General features: G+C 67.3%; 18 protein-coding genes. 8 read left to right on the forward strand and 10 right to left on the reverse strand.

Annotation, left to right across the window (positions count from 1 at the left end; genetic code table 11):
- Positions 1 to 969 carry an ABC transporter ATP-binding protein gene (locus AC0IX4_RS12320; protein WP_442971159.1) on the reverse strand — a complete coding sequence of 323 codons (969 nt, stop codon included), beginning with the start codon at positions 967 to 969 and terminating at the stop codon, positions 1 to 3.
- Positions 966 to 2,621 (reverse strand): polyprenol phosphomannose-dependent alpha 1,6 mannosyltransferase MptB, encoded by a 1,656-nt coding sequence (gene mptB, locus AC0IX4_RS12325; RefSeq protein ID WP_471829319.1) that lies wholly within the window; start codon positions 2,619 to 2,621, stop codon positions 966 to 968. The genes AC0IX4_RS12320 and mptB overlap by 4 nt, the downstream gene beginning before the upstream one ends.
- Positions 2,622 to 2,834: 213 nt before the next feature.
- Here mptB and AC0IX4_RS12330 point away from each other — a divergent pair, with 213 nt between their 5' ends.
- From AC0IX4_RS12330 to AC0IX4_RS12360, 7 genes are read left to right on the forward strand one after another with little or no spacing between them, the layout of a single operon-like run.
- Positions 2,835 to 3,689 (forward strand): helix-turn-helix transcriptional regulator, encoded by an 855-nt coding sequence (locus AC0IX4_RS12330; protein ID WP_471829120.1) that lies wholly within the window; start codon positions 2,835 to 2,837, stop codon positions 3,687 to 3,689.
- Positions 3,686 to 5,137 (forward strand): Fe-S cluster assembly protein SufB, encoded by a 1,452-nt coding sequence (sufB, locus tag AC0IX4_RS12335; protein ID WP_042574592.1) that lies wholly within the window; start codon positions 3,686 to 3,688, stop codon positions 5,135 to 5,137. The genes AC0IX4_RS12330 and sufB overlap by 4 nt, the downstream gene beginning before the upstream one ends.
- Positions 5,134 to 6,351 (forward strand): Fe-S cluster assembly protein SufD, encoded by a 1,218-nt coding sequence (gene sufD / locus AC0IX4_RS12340; protein ID WP_471829121.1) that lies wholly within the window; start codon positions 5,134 to 5,136, stop codon positions 6,349 to 6,351. Before sufB ends, sufD begins: the two co-directional genes overlap by 4 nt.
- 51 nt (positions 6,352 to 6,402) lie before the next feature.
- Positions 6,403 to 7,176: a Fe-S cluster assembly ATPase SufC gene (gene sufC / locus AC0IX4_RS12345; RefSeq protein ID WP_042574590.1), complete on the forward strand. Its 774-nt coding sequence runs from the start codon at positions 6,403 to 6,405 to the stop codon at positions 7,174 to 7,176.
- Entirely contained in the window at positions 7,173 to 8,444 is a 1,272-nt protein-coding gene (locus tag AC0IX4_RS12350) for a cysteine desulfurase (RefSeq protein WP_471829123.1), read from the forward strand. The genes sufC and AC0IX4_RS12350 overlap by 4 nt, the downstream gene beginning before the upstream one ends.
- A complete protein-coding gene (gene sufU / locus AC0IX4_RS12355) occupies positions 8,441 to 8,911 on the forward strand; it encodes a Fe-S cluster assembly sulfur transfer protein SufU (RefSeq protein ID WP_471829124.1) in 471 nt (156 codons plus the stop codon). Before AC0IX4_RS12350 ends, sufU begins: the two co-directional genes overlap by 4 nt.
- Complete coding sequence (locus tag AC0IX4_RS12360) at positions 8,908 to 9,255, forward strand: metal-sulfur cluster assembly factor (RefSeq protein WP_042574587.1); 348 nt, start codon at positions 8,908 to 8,910, stop codon at positions 9,253 to 9,255. Before sufU ends, AC0IX4_RS12360 begins: the two co-directional genes overlap by 4 nt.
- Here AC0IX4_RS12360 and AC0IX4_RS12365 read toward each other — a convergent pair.
- From AC0IX4_RS12365 to AC0IX4_RS12395, 7 genes are all read right to left on the reverse strand, one after another.
- On the reverse strand, positions 9,245 to 10,429 hold the full coding sequence (locus AC0IX4_RS12365; RefSeq protein ID WP_471829125.1) for a GNAT family N-acetyltransferase: 1,185 nt from the start codon (positions 10,427 to 10,429) through the stop codon (positions 9,245 to 9,247). The genes AC0IX4_RS12360 and AC0IX4_RS12365 overlap by 11 nt on opposite strands.
- Positions 10,426 to 11,178 carry a phosphatidylserine decarboxylase gene (locus AC0IX4_RS12370; protein ID WP_471829126.1) on the reverse strand — a complete coding sequence of 251 codons (753 nt, stop codon included), beginning with the start codon at positions 11,176 to 11,178 and terminating at the stop codon, positions 10,426 to 10,428. The genes AC0IX4_RS12365 and AC0IX4_RS12370 overlap by 4 nt, the downstream gene beginning before the upstream one ends.
- The gene (locus AC0IX4_RS12375) at positions 11,175 to 11,435 is read right to left on the reverse strand and encodes a hypothetical protein (protein WP_471829127.1); all 261 of its coding nucleotides are present in this window, start codon (positions 11,433 to 11,435) and stop codon (positions 11,175 to 11,177) included. The genes AC0IX4_RS12370 and AC0IX4_RS12375 overlap by 4 nt, the downstream gene beginning before the upstream one ends.
- Entirely contained in the window at positions 11,432 to 12,679 is a 1,248-nt protein-coding gene (locus AC0IX4_RS12380) for an SDR family oxidoreductase (RefSeq protein WP_471829128.1), read from the reverse strand. Before AC0IX4_RS12380 ends, AC0IX4_RS12375 begins: the two co-directional genes overlap by 4 nt.
- Before the next feature lie 171 nt (positions 12,680 to 12,850).
- Positions 12,851 to 13,825, reverse strand: a complete 975-nt coding sequence (gene ku, locus AC0IX4_RS12385; RefSeq protein WP_471829130.1) for a non-homologous end joining protein Ku — start codon at positions 13,823 to 13,825, stop codon at positions 12,851 to 12,853.
- A gap of 43 nt (positions 13,826 to 13,868) precedes the next feature.
- Positions 13,869 to 15,062, reverse strand: a complete 1,194-nt coding sequence (locus AC0IX4_RS12390; protein ID WP_471829131.1) for a lycopene cyclase family protein — start codon at positions 15,060 to 15,062, stop codon at positions 13,869 to 13,871.
- Positions 15,002 to 15,772, reverse strand: a complete 771-nt coding sequence (locus tag AC0IX4_RS12395; RefSeq protein WP_042574583.1) for an SDR family oxidoreductase — start codon at positions 15,770 to 15,772, stop codon at positions 15,002 to 15,004. Before AC0IX4_RS12395 ends, AC0IX4_RS12390 begins: the two co-directional genes overlap by 61 nt.
- 122 nt (positions 15,773 to 15,894) lie before the next feature.
- On the opposite strand from AC0IX4_RS12395, the gene AC0IX4_RS12400 reads away from it, so the two are divergent.
- Positions 15,895 to 17,526, forward strand: coding sequence for an ABC-F family ATP-binding cassette domain-containing protein (locus AC0IX4_RS12400; RefSeq protein ID WP_471829133.1), 1,632 nt, complete (start codon positions 15,895 to 15,897; stop codon positions 17,524 to 17,526).
- A gap of 6 nt (positions 17,527 to 17,532) precedes the next feature.
- Here AC0IX4_RS12400 and AC0IX4_RS12405 read toward each other — a convergent pair whose 3' ends face one another.
- Positions 17,533 to 18,102 (reverse strand): TetR/AcrR family transcriptional regulator, encoded by a 570-nt coding sequence (locus tag AC0IX4_RS12405; RefSeq protein ID WP_042574581.1) that lies wholly within the window; start codon positions 18,100 to 18,102, stop codon positions 17,533 to 17,535.
- Positions 18,103 to 18,200 lie beyond the last annotated feature (98 nt).

Consider the following 18,200-nt stretch of genomic DNA (forward strand, 5'->3'; position numbering starts at 1 on the left):
TCACCCTCTCAGTTCCCGCCCCGTCAGATCGAGGAACACGTCCTCGAGGCTGCGCTGCTCCACGCGGAGATCGGTGGCCAGCACGTTGAGTCGAGCACACCACGAGGTCACCGTCGCCAGTACCTGGGGGTCGATGGTTCCTTCGAGCAGATAGGACCCCGGCGAGCTCTCGACGGGGTCGAAGCCCTCGGGCAGCACCATCTGCAACAACGAGAGATCGAGTCCGGCCGGTGCGGAGAACCGCAGCTGCCCCTCGGCTCCACGTCGAGTGAGTTCCGTCGGTGTCCCCGACGCAACGACGCGGCCGTGGTCGATGATCACCAGATCGTCGGCCAGCTGCTCCGCCTCGTCCATCAGGTGGGTTGTCAGCAGGATGCTGACGCCGTCCCGGCGGAGGGCGTCGATCATGTCCCACACCAGGAGTCGCGCCTGTGCATCGAGTCCGGCGGTGGGTTCGTCCAGGAAGACGAGTTCCGGTCGTCCCACCAGCGCGCAGGCGAGGGAGAGGCGCTGTTGCTGCCCGCCGGACAGGCGTCGGTACGGGGTGCGGACGGCGTCGGTGAGACCGAGCTGCGCCATCAACCACGCGGGGTCGAGCGGATCGGCAGAGTAGGACGCGACCAGGTTCAGCATCTCGCCCGCACGGGAGCCCGGGTAGGCGCCGCCGCCCTGGAGCATCACACCGATGCGGGGCTTGACACGCTCCGCGTCTCCGACGGGATCGAGCCCGAGAACGCGGACGTCGCCGGAGTCGGGGGAGAGGAACCCCTCGCACATCTCGACGGTCGTCGTCTTGCCGGCGCCGTTGGGACCGAGCAGAGCGAGTACGCGGCCGCGGTGGAGAGTCAGGTCGAGACCGTCGACCGCCGTCGTCGATCCGAAGTGGCGGACGACGTTCGTGAGCGACACCGCGGGCGTCAGCGTCGCGGACGAACCGGACGCGGGTGGGGAGGCGGGTCGCGAGGTCACGATGATCCAGCGTAGGCGTCCGCGGAGGGCTCGGACGCCGCCGCCCCGTCGCGTGCTCTCCACGGAAGGATTCTTCTGGTCGCGGCGATGATCAGGGCGACGGTCAGAACCGTCGCCACGGCCGCCTGCACGATGACGAACGGCTGCACCTCGCCTCCCGTCGGCATGACGATGAGAGAGACGAAGGCGGAGAAGACGATGACGGGTACGCGGAACGCGGGCCGGGTGGCCCAGGCCGCCAGCGGGGTGACGGCCCACAGCAGGTACCAGGGCTGGACGACCGGGAAGAGCAGCACCAGAGCGCCGAGCGAGACCCCCAGCGCACCGATCGGATGCAACCGTCCGAGAAGCACCGAGACGAGCATCCGGACGATGATCACGGCCGCGACGAACGATGCGATCGGACGGGTCAGCGACAGCACGGCAGTGGTGTGGTCGCCGATACCCAGCAGCACCCCGGCACCACCGGTGGCCAGACCGAGAAGTGTGGGCAACGACATCCAACTGCGCACGGCGCTGGCCGTGTTCAAGGTGCCCAGCCATCCGAATCCGAGGCCGCTCGCCGTGCTCACCGCGAGGAACACCACCAGGGTGACGGCCCCGAGAACCGCCGCGGCGACGGCGACGTCGCGCGCCCTGCCGCCGCGCCGTCGTGCCAGCGCCATGCCGACGAATCCCAGGGCGAGGATCGACGGGATCTTGATGGTCGCGGACAATGCGATGATCGCCGCCCCGGCGAGGAGCAGTCCGATCTCCCGTCGATTCATCGGTCCGGTCCGGCCGGCCGACTCGACGGCCCGGAAGGCGATCTCGAGGCCGGCGAGCATCAGGCCGAGCATGGCCGCCTCGTTGTGGATCCCGGCGACCAGATGGAACAGCAGCAACGGGTTCGCGGCGCCGAGCCACAGCGCGGCCACGCTCGACACGCCGCACCGGGCCGCCAGTCTGGGCAGCGCCCACACGATGAGGACGACTCCGGCCAGGGCGACGATGCGGTGCAGGAAGATGCCGGCCACGATGTTGTCGCCGGTGATCGCGGTGATACCCCGCCCGATCCACAGGAAGAACGGTCCGTACGGCGCCGGGGTGTCGCGCCAGATGTTGGGAACCGTCCGGGTCAGCACGTGGTCGACGCCGAGCGCGGCCTGCGGTCCGATGGAGTACGGATCCAGGCCGCGGGCCGTGATCTCGCTCTGCGCCAGGTACGAGTAGACGTCCTTGCTGAACATCGGGGGAGCGACGCACAGGGGAACGATCCACAGTGCGAGAGTCCGGTCGAGCTGCGACCTGGACAGACGTCGCGGCGACGAGCCCGCACCGAACGATCCGACGGCGAGCCGGCCGAGCAGGAGCCACGCGAGCACGACGATCGCCGTGCCGATCATCGTCACGGTCAGCGCGGCGGGGAGTGCGCGAGCGAACAGGCCCAGGACGCGGACGCCCTGGACGGGGTTCTGCAGGACGGGTTGCGCTCCGGCGCCCAGAGCGCCGAGCGCCATCATCGCCGCTCCGGTGGCACCGAACCGGCGGATGTGGCTCAGGTCGCGCTCTTCCGCGGCGTTCAGACCGGGACGGTCGGGTTCGTTGTCGTGCAGGAACGCGACACGGTCGCTGCGCGGAGAGCCGTCGATGCCGAGGACGCGGCGCGTCACGCGAACGACCGTAGTCCGGGTCGTCCGCGCCGACTGCGCGACGCGCGACTCCGTCACCGGGACGACGTCGTCGGAGGGGGGCACAGGGCGAAGCGTATCGACATCTCGGTCACGGCCACCACAACGCCCGAGTCGCGCCCGTGCGAGGGCAGCGTCCGTCGACCCAGGGTGCCCTTGCTGGAACCTGTCCGGTAATTCGGTCACACTGGTGTTGTGAAAACGACTACCGAACGTTCCAGCGAGCGCGCAGGCGCCCGCGACGACGTCGCGTCGGTCACGTCCGCAGCCGGATCCGCGGTCGCCGCCGAGGGGCGCACGCGCTCGTCGGTCATCACCCTTCTGCTGGAGGAGGGGCCGATCAGCGCGACCGACGTCGGTTCCCGGCTCGGGATCAGCGCGGCCGGTGTGCGCAGGCACCTCGATGCTCTCATCGACGCGGGCGACGCGCGAGTCACCATGACTCCGCGGCCCGGCTCCCGCACTCGTGGCCGTCCGGCCAAGATGTTCTCGCTCACCGCCCGGGGACGATCGCGGCTGGGGCACTCGTACGACGACCTGGCCGGCGCCGCCATGCGTCACCTCCGGGAGATCGGCGGTGACGACGCGGTCCGCACCTTCGCGCGTCGTCGCATCCAGTCCATCGTCGCCGACGTAGAGCCCGCGGACACCTCGTCGCACGAATCGGTGTCGCGCACGGCCGATGCCATAGCCGAGGCGCTGACCGATTCCGGATTCGCCGCCTCCACCAGGCCGGTCGGGAACGGCGTCCAGATCTGCCAGCACCATTGCCCGGTGTCGCACGTCGCCGCCGAGTTCCCGGAACTGTGCACCGCGGAGAGGGAAGCCTTCGCCGACCTCCTCGGAACGCACGTCCAGCGCCTCGCGACCATCGCCAACGGCGATTGCGCGTGCACGACACATGTGCCCCTTCGCACACTGTCGACCCCCGATTCAGGCAATACCGACGACGACGTCGGTGTTGCACCAGGCGAAGTTGCACACGACGACGCCGCCACCGACCCCACAGTCAGTCTCACGCTCGATCGCCTCCGGAAGGAGCCCGCATGACCGTCACACCAGACCAGGTGACCCCCACGGTGCCCGCGACACTCACGCAGGACGAGACCATCGCCTCGCTCGGTACGTACGGCTACGGCTGGTCGGACTCCGACGTCGCCGGCGCGAGCGCGAAGCGAGGGCTCTCCGAGGCCGTCGTGCGTGACATCTCGCAGAAGAAGAGCGAGTCCGAGTGGATGCTCGAGACGCGTCTGAAGGCCCTCAAGACCTTCGACCGCAAGCCCATGCCCAACTGGGGATCCAACCTCGACGGCATCGACTTCGACAACATCAAGTACTTCGTGCGCTCCAGCGAGAAGCAGGCAGCGACCTGGGACGACCTGCCGGCGGACATCAAGAACACGTACGACCGTCTCGGTATCCCGGAGGCGGAGAAGCAGCGCCTGGTGTCCGGTGTCGCGGCTCAGTACGAGTCCGAGGTCGTCTACCACTCGATCCGCGAGGACCTCGAGGAGCAGGGTGTCATCTTCATGGACACCGACACGGGCCTGCGTGAGCACCCGGAGATCTTCAAGGAGTACTTCGGCTCCGTCATCCCGGCCGGCGACAACAAGTTCTCGGCGCTGAACACCGCCGTGTGGTCCGGTGGATCCTTCATCTACGTGCCCCCGGGCGTCCACGTCGACATCCCGCTGCAGGCGTACTTCCGCATCAACACCGAGAACATGGGCCAGTTCGAGCGGACGCTCATCATCGTCGACGAGGGTGCCTACGTGCACTACGTCGAGGGATGCACCGCGCCGATCTACAAGTCCGACTCGCTGCACTCCGCCGTCGTGGAGATCATCGTCAAGAAGGGTGGTCGGTGCCGCTACACCACCATCCAGAACTGGTCGAACAACGTCTACAACCTGGTGACCAAGCGCGCCAAGGCAGAGGCCGGCGCGACCATGGAGTGGATCGACGGCAACATCGGCTCCAAGGTCACCATGAAGTACCCCGCGGTCTGGATGACCGGCGAGCACGCCAAGGGCGAGGTTCTGTCCGTGGCGTTCGCCGGTGAGGGTCAGCACCAGGACACCGGGTCCAAGATGCTGCACCTCGCGCCGAACACGTCCTCGAACATCGTCAGCAAGTCCGTGGCACGCGGCGGTGGCCGCACGTCCTACCGTGGTCTGATCCAGATCAACAAGGGCGCGCACGGGTCTCGCTCCACCGTCAAGTGTGACGCCCTGCTGGTCGACCAGATCAGCCGCAGCGACACCTACCCCTACGTCGACATCCGCGAGGACGACGTGACGATGGGCCACGAGGCCACCGTGTCCAAGGTCAGCGACGATCAGCTCTTCTACCTGATGAGCCGCGGGCTCACCGAGGACGAGGCGATGGCGATGGTCGTCCGCGGCTTCGTCGAGCCCATCGCGAAGGAACTCCCCATGGAGTACGCCCTCGAACTCAACCGCCTGATCGAACTGCAGATGGAGGGATCGGTCGGATGACCTCGCCCCACAGTGATGTCACCACCGGCTCTGCCGGCGTGATCGGCGCCGTCGTCGGCGAGAACAAGCGTGAGATCGTCGCCAACAAGGGCGCGCAGTTCTCGTCGTACGACGTCGAGGCGTTCGAGATCCCGTCCGGTCGCGACGAGATCTGGCGTTTCACGCCGCTGCGTCGACTCCGCGGTCTGCACGACGGGTCGGCGACAGCGACCGGTACCGCTCGTGTGACGGTGTCCGACGCTCCGGAGTCGGTGCGCGTCGAGACCGTCGGTCGTGAGGACCAGCGTCTCGGCAAGGCCGGCGTGCCCGCCGACCGTGTCGCGGCGCAGGCCTACTCGTCGTTCGAGTCCGCCACCATCGTCACCGTCGCCGGTGAGGCCGAGCTCTCCGAGCCTCTCACCATCACGGTCGACGGCCCCGGCGCCGACTCGGTCGCCTACGGACACCTCCAGATCCGGGTCGAGGCGTTCGCTCGCGCCACCGTCGTGCTCGAGCAGCGCGGCGGCGGCACCTATGCCGAGAACGTCGAGTTCCTCGTGGCCGACAGCGCACAGCTCACGGTCGTGGCGCTGCAGGAGTGGGACGACGACGCCGTGCACGTGGCGTCGCACCACGCCTCGGTCGGACGCGACAGTGTCCTGCGGTACTTCTCGGTCAGTCTCGGCGGAGACCTGGTGCGGCTCACCCCGACCGTCAACTTCACCGGTCCGGGCGGCGACGCCGAACTGCTCGGCCTGTACTTCGCCGACGACGGTCAGCACCTCGAGCAGCGGTTGCTGGTCAACCACACGGCGCCCAACTGCAAGTCGAACGTCGTCTACAAGGGCGCGCTGCAGGGTGACCCCGCGTCGAAGAAGCCCGACACGCGCACGGTGTGGATCGGCGACGTCGTCATCGGTGCGAAGGCCGAGGGCACGGACACCTTCGAGCTCAACCGCAACCTGATCCTGACCGACGGTGCGCGCGCGGATTCCGTGCCGAACCTCGAGATCGAGACAGGGGAGATCGCCGGCGCCGGGCACGCGAGTGCTACCGGACGGTTCGACGACGAGCAGCTCTTCTACCTGCGGTCGCGCGGTATCCCCGAGGATCAGGCGCGCAAGCTCGTGGTGCGTGGGTTCTTCCACGACATCATCGCCAAGATTCCCGTCGAGTCGATCCGGACACGCTTGTCCGACGCGGTCGAAGCAGAACTCGCCATCACCGGCGTCTGATCGCTCGACCCACCACACTCTCGTCACCATTTCCGACAGGCAAGGAACTTCATGTCCACTCTCGAAATCCGCGATCTGCACGTCGACGTCGCGAACACCGACGACGCTTCGCAGCCGATCGAGATCCTGAAGGGTGTGAACCTCACGGTCTCGTCCGGTGAGACGCACGCGATCATGGGCCCCAACGGCTCCGGCAAGTCCACGCTGTCCTACGCGATCGCAGGCCACCCCAAGTACCGCGTCACCTCGGGCAGCATCATGCTCGACGGGGAGAGCGTTCTCGACATGTCCGTCGACGAGCGCGCTCGCGCCGGCCTGTTCCTGGCCATGCAGTACCCGGTCGAGGTGCCCGGCGTCTCGATGTCGAACTTCCTGCGTACCGCCGCAACCGCCGTCCGCGGCGAGGCCCCGAAGTTGCGCCACTGGGTCAAGGAAGCCAAAGAGGCGATGACCGAGCTCGAGATCGACCCGAAGTTCGCCGAGCGCAGTGTCAACGAAGGCTTCTCCGGTGGTGAGAAGAAGCGTCACGAGATCCTGCAGCTCGGTCTGCTCAAGCCGAAGATCGCCATCCTCGACGAGACCGACTCGGGCCTCGACGTCGACGCGCTGCGCGTCGTGTCGGAGGGCGTCAACCGGTACAAGGAGCGCGAGAACGGCGGCATCCTGCTGATCACGCACTACACCCGCATCCTGCGCTACATCACGCCCGATCACGTTCACGTGTTCTCGGCCGGCCGCATCGTCGAGTCCGGCGGCGCGGAACTGGCCGACGAGCTCGAGACCAACGGGTACGAGCGCTTCACGAAGACCACCGCGGGCGCATGACGGCCGCCGCGACAGTCGGGACGCTCGACGTCGCGCGGCTGCGTGAGGACTTCCCTATCCTGGGCCGCACGGTCCGGGACGGGAAGCCCCTCGTGTACCTGGACTCCGGCGCGACCTCCCAGCGGCCCGTCCAGGTACTCGACGCGGAGCGCCACTTCCTGACCACGTGCAACGCCGCGGTTCACCGCGGTGCGCACCAGCTCGCCGAGGAAGCCACCGATGCGTACGAGGGTGCTCGCGCGGCGATCGCCGCGTTCGTCGGAGCGCAGCCGGACGAGATCGTGTTCACGAAGAACGCCACTGAATCGCTGAACCTGGTGACGTACGTCCTGGGCGACGATCGGTTCGACCGATCGCTGCGTCCGGGCGACGAGATCGTGATAACCGAGCTCGAACATCACGCGAATCTCGTTCCGTGGCAGGAACTCTCGCGTCGTACCGGCGCGGCGCTGCGGTGGTACGGAGTCACCGACGACGGCCGCATCGACCTCGATTCGCTCGAGTTGACCGAGCGGACCCGCGTGGTCTCGTTCACGCACCAGTCCAACGTGACCGGCGCCGTGGCACCTGTGGAGGAGATCGTCCGCCGTGCCCGCGCCGTCGGCGCCCTCGTCGTGCTCGACGCGTGCCAGTCGGTGCCGCACATGCCGGTCGACGTCGCAGCGCTGGACGTGGACTTCGCGGCGTTTTCCGGCCACAAGATGCTCGGTCCGTCGGGTGTCGGTGTCCTGTACGGCAAGGCCGCCCTGCTCGCCGCGATGCCTCCGTTCATCACCGGTGGCTCGATGATCGAGACGGTGACGATGGAGCAGACCACGTACGCCGCTCCTCCTCAGCGCTTCGAGGCCGGGGTGCCCATGACGTCGCAGGTCGTCGGTCTCGGTGCTGCCGTGGACTACCTGAACGCCCTGGGCATGGATGCGGTCGCCGCCCACGAGCACACCCTCACCGAGGCGGCACTCGCCGAACTCGGCGGTATCGACGGGGTGCGCATCATCGGCCCGACGGACACCCGCGATCGCGGTGGGGCCGTCTCGTTCGTCGTCGACGGCATCCACGCTCATGATCTCGGGCAGATCCTCGACGACGAAGGTGTCGCCATCCGCGTGGGACATCACTGCGCCTGGCCGCTGCATCGTCGCTTCGGAGTCGCCGCCACCGCACGTGCGTCGTTCGCGGTGTACAACACCGTCGACGAGGTGCGAGTTCTCGGCGCCGCGATCCGTACCGCGCAGTCGTTCTTCGGTGTCACCGGTGGTGCCGCATGAGAATGGATCAGATGTACCAGGAAGTGATCCTGGATCACTACAAGCATCCGCACGGCCGCGGTCTGCGTGAGCCGTTCGGCGCCGAGGTGCATCACGTCAATCCCACCTGCGGTGACGAGGTCACCCTGCGAGTCGACCTGGTCGACGGAGTCGTCAAGGACGTGTCGTACGACGGGCAGGGATGTTCGATCAGCCAGGCCGCGACGTCGGTGCTCACCGACCAGGTCGTCGGTCTGACCGTCGAGGACGCGTTGACGACGGTCGATGCCTTCTCGGCGATGGTCGGCAGCCGTGGAACCGTCGAGGGTGACGAGGACGTCATCGGTGACGGCATCGCCTTCGCGGGCGTGGCGAAGTACCCGGCACGCGTGAAATGCGCGCTGCTCGGATGGATGGCATTCAAGGACGCCGTTGTTCGTACTGTGGAGACGCAGGACGAGCACGCGAACAGTGGAGGACGATCATGACCGATACCGACAGCAGCGCAGCGGCGCCCGATTCCGTCATCGAGGACCTCGAGGAGGCCATGCGTGACGTCGTCGACCCCGAACTGGGCATCAACGTCGTCGACCTGGGTCTCGTCTACGGGATCTCCATCGACGACGCGGCAGTGGTGACACTGGACATGACGCTCACGTCCGCGGCGTGCCCGCTGACCGACGTGATCGAGGATCAGAGCCGCACGGCCTTGGTGCGGAGCGGGCTGGCCGAGGAACTCAAGATCAACTGGGTCTGGATGCCGCCGTGGGGTCCGGACAAGATCACCGACGACGGACGCGAACAGCTTCGCGCCCTCGGATTCACGGTCTGATCGTCTTGCTGAAGATGCGGTACGTCCTGCTCGGGTCCACCGGGTAGGACGCCCGCACCGAGCGGAACCAGCCGCCGTCGGCGAGTACCGGTGCAGCTTCGATGGAGTCGTATCCGCGGTCGTGGATGCGCTGGAACAGTTCGAATATCAGCAACGCCGAGGTGCCCTTGTCCGGGCACTCGGGATCGACGAACATCATGTCAAGACGAACGTGCGTACGGTGCTTGCGACCGCCGGGCCCACGCCATCGTGCGATGGTGTGAAGATCTCGCAGGATGCCGAAGCGTGAGCGCACCGCTCCGAGCGCAGCCTTGTTGACGTCGGGAATGCCCATGACGAAACCGACCACCTTGCCGTCGAGCTCGGCGAAGAGCACTATGTCGCGGTCGAGGATGGGTCGCATCGTCGCGACCAGCTCCTGGATCTCGTCGGGTTCGACCGGGGTGAATCCCCAGAACGAGCTGAACGCCGAGTTGTAGAGCACGCGCAGCTTCTCGACGTCCTCGTCGAAGGTGGCGTCGTTCATCGGTCGGATGGTCACCGACGACCGAGCTTTCCACCGCTGGCCCATCGCGTACTTGCGTTCGAACGGCTTCGTCTGGACCAAGCTGTGCGGATCGTCGTGATAGAAGCTGTGGAACTCCTTGACGCTCGTCATGCCCCAGCTCTCAACGAGCTCGGCGTAGTACGGCGGGTTGTGCGGCATGCCGACCAACGGCGGAATGTCGTTGCCGTGCACCAGTATTCCCGCGCTCCACAACAGCGACGGGCTCATGGGTCCCACCAGTGTGGTCAGCGACTTCGCAGTGGCCCACTCGGCTGCCGCATCGAGCAGCGCGTGCGCCGCCTCGACATCGTCGAGGCATTCGAAGTACCCGAAGTACGCCGTGGGTTCGTCGTAGTGAGCGATGAACACCAGGTCGGCGATGGCGGCGATGCGCCCCACCAGTGTCGAGCCGCGGTAGGCGAGGAAAGCCTGGCTGGTCATGCGACCGCTCGTCTTCTCCGACGGCTTCCGCAACATCGTGCCGACGTCCGCGATGTCGCCGGGGATCCAGTTGCGATCCGACGCGTACACGACGAAGGGGACCTTCGAGAACGCTGCCCAGTCCCGTCGAGAACGGACGGGCGTCACGGTGACCGTGCCGACGGCCGTGTCGGTCTTCGTTGTCATGACACTCCTCCGAGTACCTGTTCGTGTGCCTGGACGCGAGCGCGGGCCACCACCGACTCCCCGGCCCACACGTACTGGCCGGGTCGGACCAGAATCGCGTCGTCGCCGTCGAGGAGGTCGTCGGGCAGGAACACGTCGCACTGGGAGCCGAATCGGATGAGGCCGTACTGCTCGCCGCGTTCGAGTCGGTCGTCGACGTCGGTGTGGGCGACGATTCGGTCGACCCACAGGTCTGCGATCTGGGTGACGAAGACCGTGGAACCGGCGTCGTGTCGGATGCCGATGGTGAGGCGTTCGTTGGTCAGCAAGTAGTCGCACCCCTCGTCGTACGGGGTGCGGTGCAACACCAGATTGGCCGTCATGCGGGCCATCGACCTGTTGAACGGGGCGGCGCCGCGATGTTCACGGAGCACGACTGTCCCTCCGACGGGGGCGCGGTTGCGGTGGACGGAATGCTCCGTCATGTACGTCCCGATCAGCCACCCGCTGGCATCGGACTCGACGCCCGCGTACTCGGACAACCGTATGGAGCGTCGCTTCTTCACGGCGATGGGCAGTTCGCCGCGCTCGACCCGTTTGACGTACGTGACGTAGCCGTCGGCCGCCGACACGATCGACGACGGGTCTGCCGGTGGCGTGCGGTCGGGGTCGCGCAGGAACGCCGCGGTCCGCCAATACGAGTACCCGCCGACGAGGAGCGCGGCGGCGGCCGATCCGAGGACGCCCGCTGCGGGTAGTCGGGGTGTCACGAGGGGCTCTTTCCGTGATCGATCCGCTCGACGAGCGCGATGAACGCGTCATACAGCCGTGTGCGGAGGACGCTGTCGAGCGCGACCGCTGCGAGTCCGAGTGTGCCGAGTGCGACGTAGTAGAGGAGGCCCAGGGTGAACTCGACGAAGTCGCCGGCGAACACGCGTACGCGGTAGCGCAGGCCCGACTCGAGGAAGATCGGCTGAGGGGGCACCCGGCCGGCGCGTGCCGGCCGGGGAGTGGGGCGCACCGTCACGCAGTGACCAGCCGCGTCCGGGTGGCGGCGTGACGGAACTGGATCTTCGACAGGTAGAGCGCGAACAGCGCGTCGTGATCCCACGTCGATCCGTCGAAGCCGGCCGGCATACGCGACGGGGCGTTGGACCGTCGGATGAGGTCGTTGACGTCGGAACCCAGCAGAGATGCGGTCTTCTCGACGGGGATCTTGCTGTCGACGATCGCCTTGAACTCCGTCCACGGCACCAGCTTCAGTCCGAGTGCGTTCGCGATGACCGCGTTGCTGTACTCCACGGGGTTCGACGGCACCAGGTGGTGCATCGTGTCGTCGCCGAGTGCGTTGTCGGTGAGCACGCGCGCGAGAACGTCGACCGGCGCGTAGTTCATGCCCGGTCCGTCCCACATGACTCCGACCGCGTTCGCGAGTTCGATGGCGCGCCAGAAGCTGTACACGCGACCCGGGTCCTTACCCACCGTCGTGCTGCCCAGGACGTAGGGGGACTGCGCCAGGGTCACGGACGCGACGCCGTCGCGTGCGAGCCACCCGAGCAGTTCACCGTTGATCCACTTCATCTGGCAGTAGCCGGAGTACCACCAGGAATCGGGTCGCTGGAAGTCCTCGGGGCTGGTGTAGATGAAGGCGCCGATCGACCCCATGTACGTCAGATGCTTGCGACGGTCCTCGAGGGTGAACTGGACGACACGCAGGAGGCTCTCGAACCAGTCCTGGCGCAGTTCGACGTAGGAGGAGTCGTAGTCGGTCGAGCTGGCCGAGTTGAACACCTGGTCGACGGTTCCGCGGAGTTCGAGGTAGGTGTCCTCGTCCAGACCGAACCGCGACCGCGTCGGCACCGCCTCGAGAACGACGATCTTCGATCGGTCGATCGCGGTGATCGAATAGTTCTCGACCGTCTCGTAGAACCGCTCCACCGCGGTGGAGTCGCCTGCGGACCGCACGCCGGCGTAGACGCGGGTCACCCCGGGACGCGTCGACAGTTCGGCGACGAGGTGAGCGCCGACGAATCCGTTCGCGCCGAAGACGAGGGCGACCTCCGCGGCCGGGGCGGCCATCTGCTGCACGAGTTCCACGGTGGCCGGGTCGATGACCGGCCGCAGAAGCTCCGGAGAGCCGGCGCTGAGTGCGGCGATGTCCGCGTACTTCCGGGAGAACAGCAACGACGGTGCGTCGGCTGTCAGCGGAACGACAGGGCTGACGAGGTGGCCGTCGTTGGCAACGGTGGTGAACGTGTAGTCGTCGAACATGTGACTCCCCCGAGTAGTGGTGCATGTGCGATGTGACGCACGAGATCTTCTACGACGACAGTAGGAGCGTCGTTCGACAGACCAACCGTGTTCTGCGTTGTGAGCCACACGGATTCAGGGCGCCGCGTTTGTGAAGGTCGTGCTCGCGTGCACGTCGGGACGGAATCGTCGTCAGGCACCCTTGCGGTGCTGCTCCTGCGAGTCGGCCTTCTTCGCCGCGGTCTTCTTGGCGGGTGCTTTCTTGGCGGGAGCCTTCTTCGCGGCTGCTTTCTTCGCCGGAGCCTTCTTGGCGGGTGCCTTCTCGGCCGGAGCCTTCGACGACTCGCCGCCCGAGGTGTCGTTGCGACCCTTGCCGGAGCGACCGGCCGCTTCGACGCTGCGCTGCAGCGCGGCGACGAGGTCGACCACCTCGGCGTCCTCGCCGGAGTCCGCGTCGTCGTCGCGTTCGGCGTGAATGACCTTCTCGCCACCGTTCTCGATCGCCTCGTCGAGCACCTTGCGGAGCTCGATCTGGTAGTCGTCGGTGTACTCGGACGGGTCGAAGTCACCGGACATGCTCTCGACGAGCGCACCGGCCATCTTCAGCTCCTGGGGCCGGGGAGCGGTGACGTCGTCCAGGGACGAGAACTCGGCCGCGCGGACCTCGTCGGGCCACAGCAATGTCTGGATCATGAGCACGTTCTCGTGAACACGCAGCGCAGCCAATCGCGTCTTCTGACGGAGAGTGAAGTGCACCAGCGCCGTGCGATCGGTCTCGGCCAGCGTTTCGCGCAGCAGGACGTACGCCTTCGGCGAGGTGGAGTCCGGTTCGAGGTAGTAGCTCTTGTCGAAGAGGATGGGGTCGATCTGCTCGGTGGGCACGAACTCGAGTACCGGAATCTCGTGCTTCTCCGCTGCGGGGAGCTTGGAGAAGTCCTGATCGGTCAGGACGACCCGGTCACCGTCCGGCGACTCGTAGGCCTTGTCGATGTCCGCGAACTGGACCGACTCGCCGCAGACCGAGCACTTGCGGTCGTACTTGATGCGCCCGCCGTCCTTGCCGTGGACCTGGTGGAATTTGATGTCGTGGTCCTCGGTGGCGGTGTACACCTTGACCGGCACGTTCACCAGGCCGAAGGCGATGGCGCCTTTCCAGATCGATCGCATGTGTCCAATCTTGGGCCACTCGCGGTCACATTTCCACCACCCGTCACCCCGAGTGTGACCGCATGCCCGGAAGTGCCGACATCGCGGTGCGCCGGACCGCCCCCAGGATGACCCGTCTGTCCGCGTGGTCGATGCGCGAGAACACCGTCAGCATGGCGCGGGACATACCGGTTACGTCGTCGTCCGACGAGAGATAGGCGCGTTGTGACGCGTCGTTCATGTCGAAGAAGGTGTCGAAGAACGTCGCGATCGCGCCCGGGGCAAGGTCGAGCAGCGCGTCGGCGCCGATGGATCTGAGCCGATCGACGGTGCGGGACCGGACCGTGTCGACGCGGCCTCCGGTCAGGACTGCGCCGGTGATGGCGTCCGCGCGCCGGAGCGACGCGGCCACGCTGTATCCGGTGGCCGTGTGCAGAGCGGGGCTCCGCGTGCCCGTGGTCAACACCCCCGCGACGGTGGTTGCCGGCGGACGCATCGCGAAGCGGACTCGTTCGACCGGTTCGTCGCCCGTGGGGGACAGTCCACGGCCTTCCAGCCGAACCGTCAGTCGACGGGACAGCTCGCCGAACGACAGGCCCGGTCGGCTGACCAGACAGGTTTCCTCGAGCAGTACCGAGCCGTCGCCGAGCGGAACCGCATAGAGGAAGGACGGGGTCGCCCCGACCACCGAACCGTTGTCCTGACGCCAGTCCATGACAAACGTCGGCGCATCGTCCATGGTCCGGGCCGCGACGTCGGCATCGACGACGATCCCGTAGGCGGTCTGTTCGGGTATCCCCGGTCCGAGGGCCGAACCGCGGGCGTCGACGACTGTTTCGGCCGTCACGACGGTCCCGTCGGCGGTGGTCGCCGATCGCGAGTCGACGGCCGCCGCGTGCGCCGCGACGACCGTCACCCCGTCGAGGGTCAGAGAGTCCTGGAGCCGCGAGGTGTCGAGGACCGTGTAGCTGCGACCCACCACGTGACGTCGCTCGCCGATCACGACGGGGGAGTCGACCGTGCTCGCGCGGACGGACGCGGGTACCCAGCCGGGCACCTCGTCCGCCCACGTCCCGTAGGTGTTGATCCACCGCCGATCGGGATGGGGATCCATCAAGGTCACCGACGCGCCCGCTCGCGCGCAGCGATGAGCCGCAGCACGGCCGGACGGGCCGGCCCCGAGGATCAGGACGTCGGTCAGAGGGACCCCGTCGCCAACAGTCCGCCGTCGACGCGCACCGTCTCTCCGGTGATCCACGACGAGGCGTCGGATACCAGGAAGCCGACCAGTTCGGCGACATCCTCGGGAGTTCCGAGCCGCTTCATGGGGTAGCCCGCGGCCGCGGCCTCCTCGCCCCCGGCGACGAGCGCCTCGGCGAACTTCGTCTTGACGACGCCGGGAGCCACCGCGTTGACCCGGATCGACGGTCCGAGCTGCCAGGCGAGCTCCTCCGTGAGGCGGATGAGTGCAGCCTTCGACGCACCGTATGCCGCGATGACACCGGTCGACCGGATGCCCGCGACGCTGGCGAGGTTGACGACGGCGCCGCCGTGTTCGCCCATCCACGCTCGGTGCGCCTGCTGGATGTAGGCGAGCGACGCGACGACGTTCACCTCGAAGATCTTCCTGACGCCGTCGAGGTCGGCGTCCATGAGGGACCCGTAGACCGGGTTGATGCCGGTGTTGTTGATCAGGATGTCGAGCGACCCGAGTTCGGCGACGGTCCGGTCGACGGTCTCGCGTCGTGAATCGTCGTCTCCGGCGTTGCCCGCGATGGTCAGAATGCGCGCACCGGGTACCTCGGCGCGCAGTTCCTCGGCCGCGGCGTCGAGCGGCTCCTTCTTGCGCGCGGTGATGGTGACCGATGCGCCCCGCGCGAGCAGATTCGCCGCCACGGCCTTGCCGATACCGCGACTCGCGCCGGTGACCAGTGCGACGCGGCCCTGCAGATCCTGTTCCTTGTCCATGGCTCGAACGTTAGCGGAGTCACTTCCTGGTGGCCCGCGACCGGCCGGGGAGGCGTTAAAATGAAGGTTTGCCGCGGTTGTCGTCCCACGTGGCAACGTCGAAGTCTGAGGAGTCAAGCACCGTGATCACCGCCACCGACCTGGAGGTTCGTGCCGGCGTGCGTACTCTTCTGTCCGCTCCCGGCCCCGCGTTACGCGTGCAGGCCGGTGACCGCATCGGTCTGGTCGGGCGCAACGGCGCCGGCAAGACCACCACCCTGCGCATCCTGGCAGGTGAAGGCGAGCCCTACGCAGGCTCGGTGACGCGGTCCGGTGAGCTCGGATATCTGCCCCAGGATCCGAAGGAGGGCAACCTCGATCTGCTGGCCAAGAACCGCGTGCTGTCCGCGCGTGGTCTGGACACTCTGCTCGACGACATGGAGAAGCAGCAGGCGCTGATGGCCGAGGTGGCCGACGAGGAACGACTGGACAAGGCAGTACGGAGGTACGGAGAGCTCGAGGAGCGTTTCGCCTCGCTGGGTGGATACGTGGCGGAGAGCGAGGCTGCGCGCATCTGCAACAGCCTCGGACTGCCCGATCGGATCCTCGGTCAGCAGCTGCGCACGTTGTCCGGCGGCCAGCGTCGTCGCGTCGAACTGGCCCGCATCCTCTTCGCAGCGTCCGACGGCAGTGGTGGCCGCTCCGGCACCACACTGCTGCTCGACGAGCCCACCAACCACCTCGACGCCGACTCCATCACGTGGTTGCGCGGGTTCCTGCAGAACCACGAGGGCGGCTTGATCGTGATCAGCCACGACGTCGACCTGCTGGCCGACGTCGTCAATCGTGTGTGGTTCCTCGACGCCGTGCGCGGTGAGCCCGACGTCTACAACATGGGGTGGAAGAAGTACCTCGACGCGCGCTCCACGGACGAGCAGCGTCGCCGTCGTGAACGCGCCAACGCCGAGAAGAAGGCCGGTGCCCTGCGCGTGCAGGCTGCCAAGATGGGCGCCAAGGCGACGAAAGCTGTTGCGGCACAGAACATGGCGAAGCGCGCCGACAAGCTGATGGCGAACTTGGACGAGGAGCGTGTGTCCGATCGGGTGGCGCACATCCGATTCCCCGAGCCTGCGGCGTGCGGCAAGACCCCGCTGATGGCCACCAACCTGACCAAGATGTACGGCTCTCTGGAGATCTTCGCGGGCGTCGATCTCGCGATCGACCGCGGGTCACGCGTCGTCGTCCTCGGACTCAACGGTGCGGGCAAGACCACGCTGCTCCGCATTCTCGCCGGCACCGAGAAAAGCGACTCGGGACAGATCGAACCCGGGCACGGCCTGCGCATCGGGTACTTCGCGCAGGAACACGACACCCTGGACGACATGGCATCGGTGTGGGAGAACGTCCGCCACGCGGCGCCGGACACTCCCGAGCAGGAGTTGCGGTCGCTGCTCGGCGCGTTCATGTTCACCGGGCCTCAGCTCGAGCAGCCGGCAGGAACCCTGTCCGGTGGTGAGAAGACGCGCCTCGCGCTCGCAGGTCTGGTGTCGTCCGCCGCCAACGTCCTGCTCCTCGACGAGCCCACCAACAACCTCGACCCGATCTCGCGCGAACAGGTTCTCGAGGCGCTGCGCAGCTACAAGGGTGCCGTCGTCCTGGTGACACACGATCCGGGTGCGGCCGAGGCCTTGTCACCCGAACGCGTGATCCTGCTGCCCGACGGCAACGAGGACCACTGGTCCGAGGACTACCTGGAGCTCATCCAGCTCGCCTGACCCGGCTCACGAACGGTCGCGGCGGACCGACTCCTCGACCAGATCCAGCACCGCCGAAAGGTTCTCCGTGTTCTGGCCCGAGGCGATGCGGGTGACCAGTCCGTCCATGACGAGGTCGAGATACCCCAGCAGCACGTCGGTCGGGACGTCGTCCCGCAGGCGACCTGCCGACTTCTGACGTTCGAGCCGGGAGAGCACCGCGTCCTGCAGCTCGACGGACCGCTCGGACCACCCGGCGCGGAATTCCGCGTCCGTCTTGAGGCGACGCGCGATCTCCAGGCGTGTACCGAGCCAGTCGAACTCTTCCGGCGCCGCGAGCATGTCGCGCATGACCTGCACCAGGCCCTGCTCGGCGGCGACGTCCGCCATGCGCCGGGCATCCTCGCGCGCGAGGGCGAGGAACAGCCCGTCCTTGTCCTTGAAATGGTGGAAGATCGCGCCTCGCGACAGCGAGGTGGCCTCCTCGAGCCGACGCACGGTGGCGCCCTCGTACCCGAACTCGGCGAAGCAGCGCCGGGAACCGTCGAGGATCTGACTCCGGCGTGCGGCCAGATGGTCGTCGCTGACCTTCGGCACTCGGTGCTCCTGTCGTGTGCTGGGGGGACATGGTGCCGATCGCAGAACGCGCACGGCCGAACCGGCGATACACGCGGTATCGCGGCGCGGTCGTGCGC

It is taken from the genome of Rhodococcus sp. AC861 (genome assembly GCF_979256035.1).

What these genes read in the sequence shown, in the direction of transcription:
- sufB (WP_042574592.1), top strand. Translation starts at nt 3,686, where the DNA reads ATGACCGTCACACCAGACCAGGTGACCCCCACGGTGCCCGCGACACTC.
- sufD (WP_471829121.1), top strand. Translation starts at nt 5,134, where the DNA reads ATGACCTCGCCCCACAGTGATGTCACCACCGGCTCTGCCGGCGTGATC.
- sufC (WP_042574590.1), top strand. Translation starts at nt 6,403, where the DNA reads ATGTCCACTCTCGAAATCCGCGATCTGCACGTCGACGTCGCGAACACC.
- AC0IX4_RS12350 (WP_471829123.1), top strand. Translation starts at nt 7,173, where the DNA reads ATGACGGCCGCCGCGACAGTCGGGACGCTCGACGTCGCGCGGCTGCGT.
- sufU (WP_471829124.1), top strand. Translation starts at nt 8,441, where the DNA reads ATGAGAATGGATCAGATGTACCAGGAAGTGATCCTGGATCACTACAAG.
- AC0IX4_RS12360 (WP_042574587.1), top strand. Translation starts at nt 8,908, where the DNA reads ATGACCGATACCGACAGCAGCGCAGCGGCGCCCGATTCCGTCATCGAG.
- AC0IX4_RS12365 (WP_471829125.1), bottom strand. Translation starts at nt 10,429, where the DNA reads ATGACAACGAAGACCGACACGGCCGTCGGCACGGTCACCGTGACGCCC.
- AC0IX4_RS12380 (WP_471829128.1), bottom strand. Translation starts at nt 12,679, where the DNA reads ATGTTCGACGACTACACGTTCACCACCGTTGCCAACGACGGCCACCTC.
- ku (WP_471829130.1), bottom strand. Translation starts at nt 13,825, where the DNA reads ATGCGATCGATCTGGAAAGGCGCCATCGCCTTCGGCCTGGTGAACGTG.
- AC0IX4_RS12395 (WP_042574583.1), bottom strand. Translation starts at nt 15,772, where the DNA reads ATGGACAAGGAACAGGATCTGCAGGGCCGCGTCGCACTGGTCACCGGC.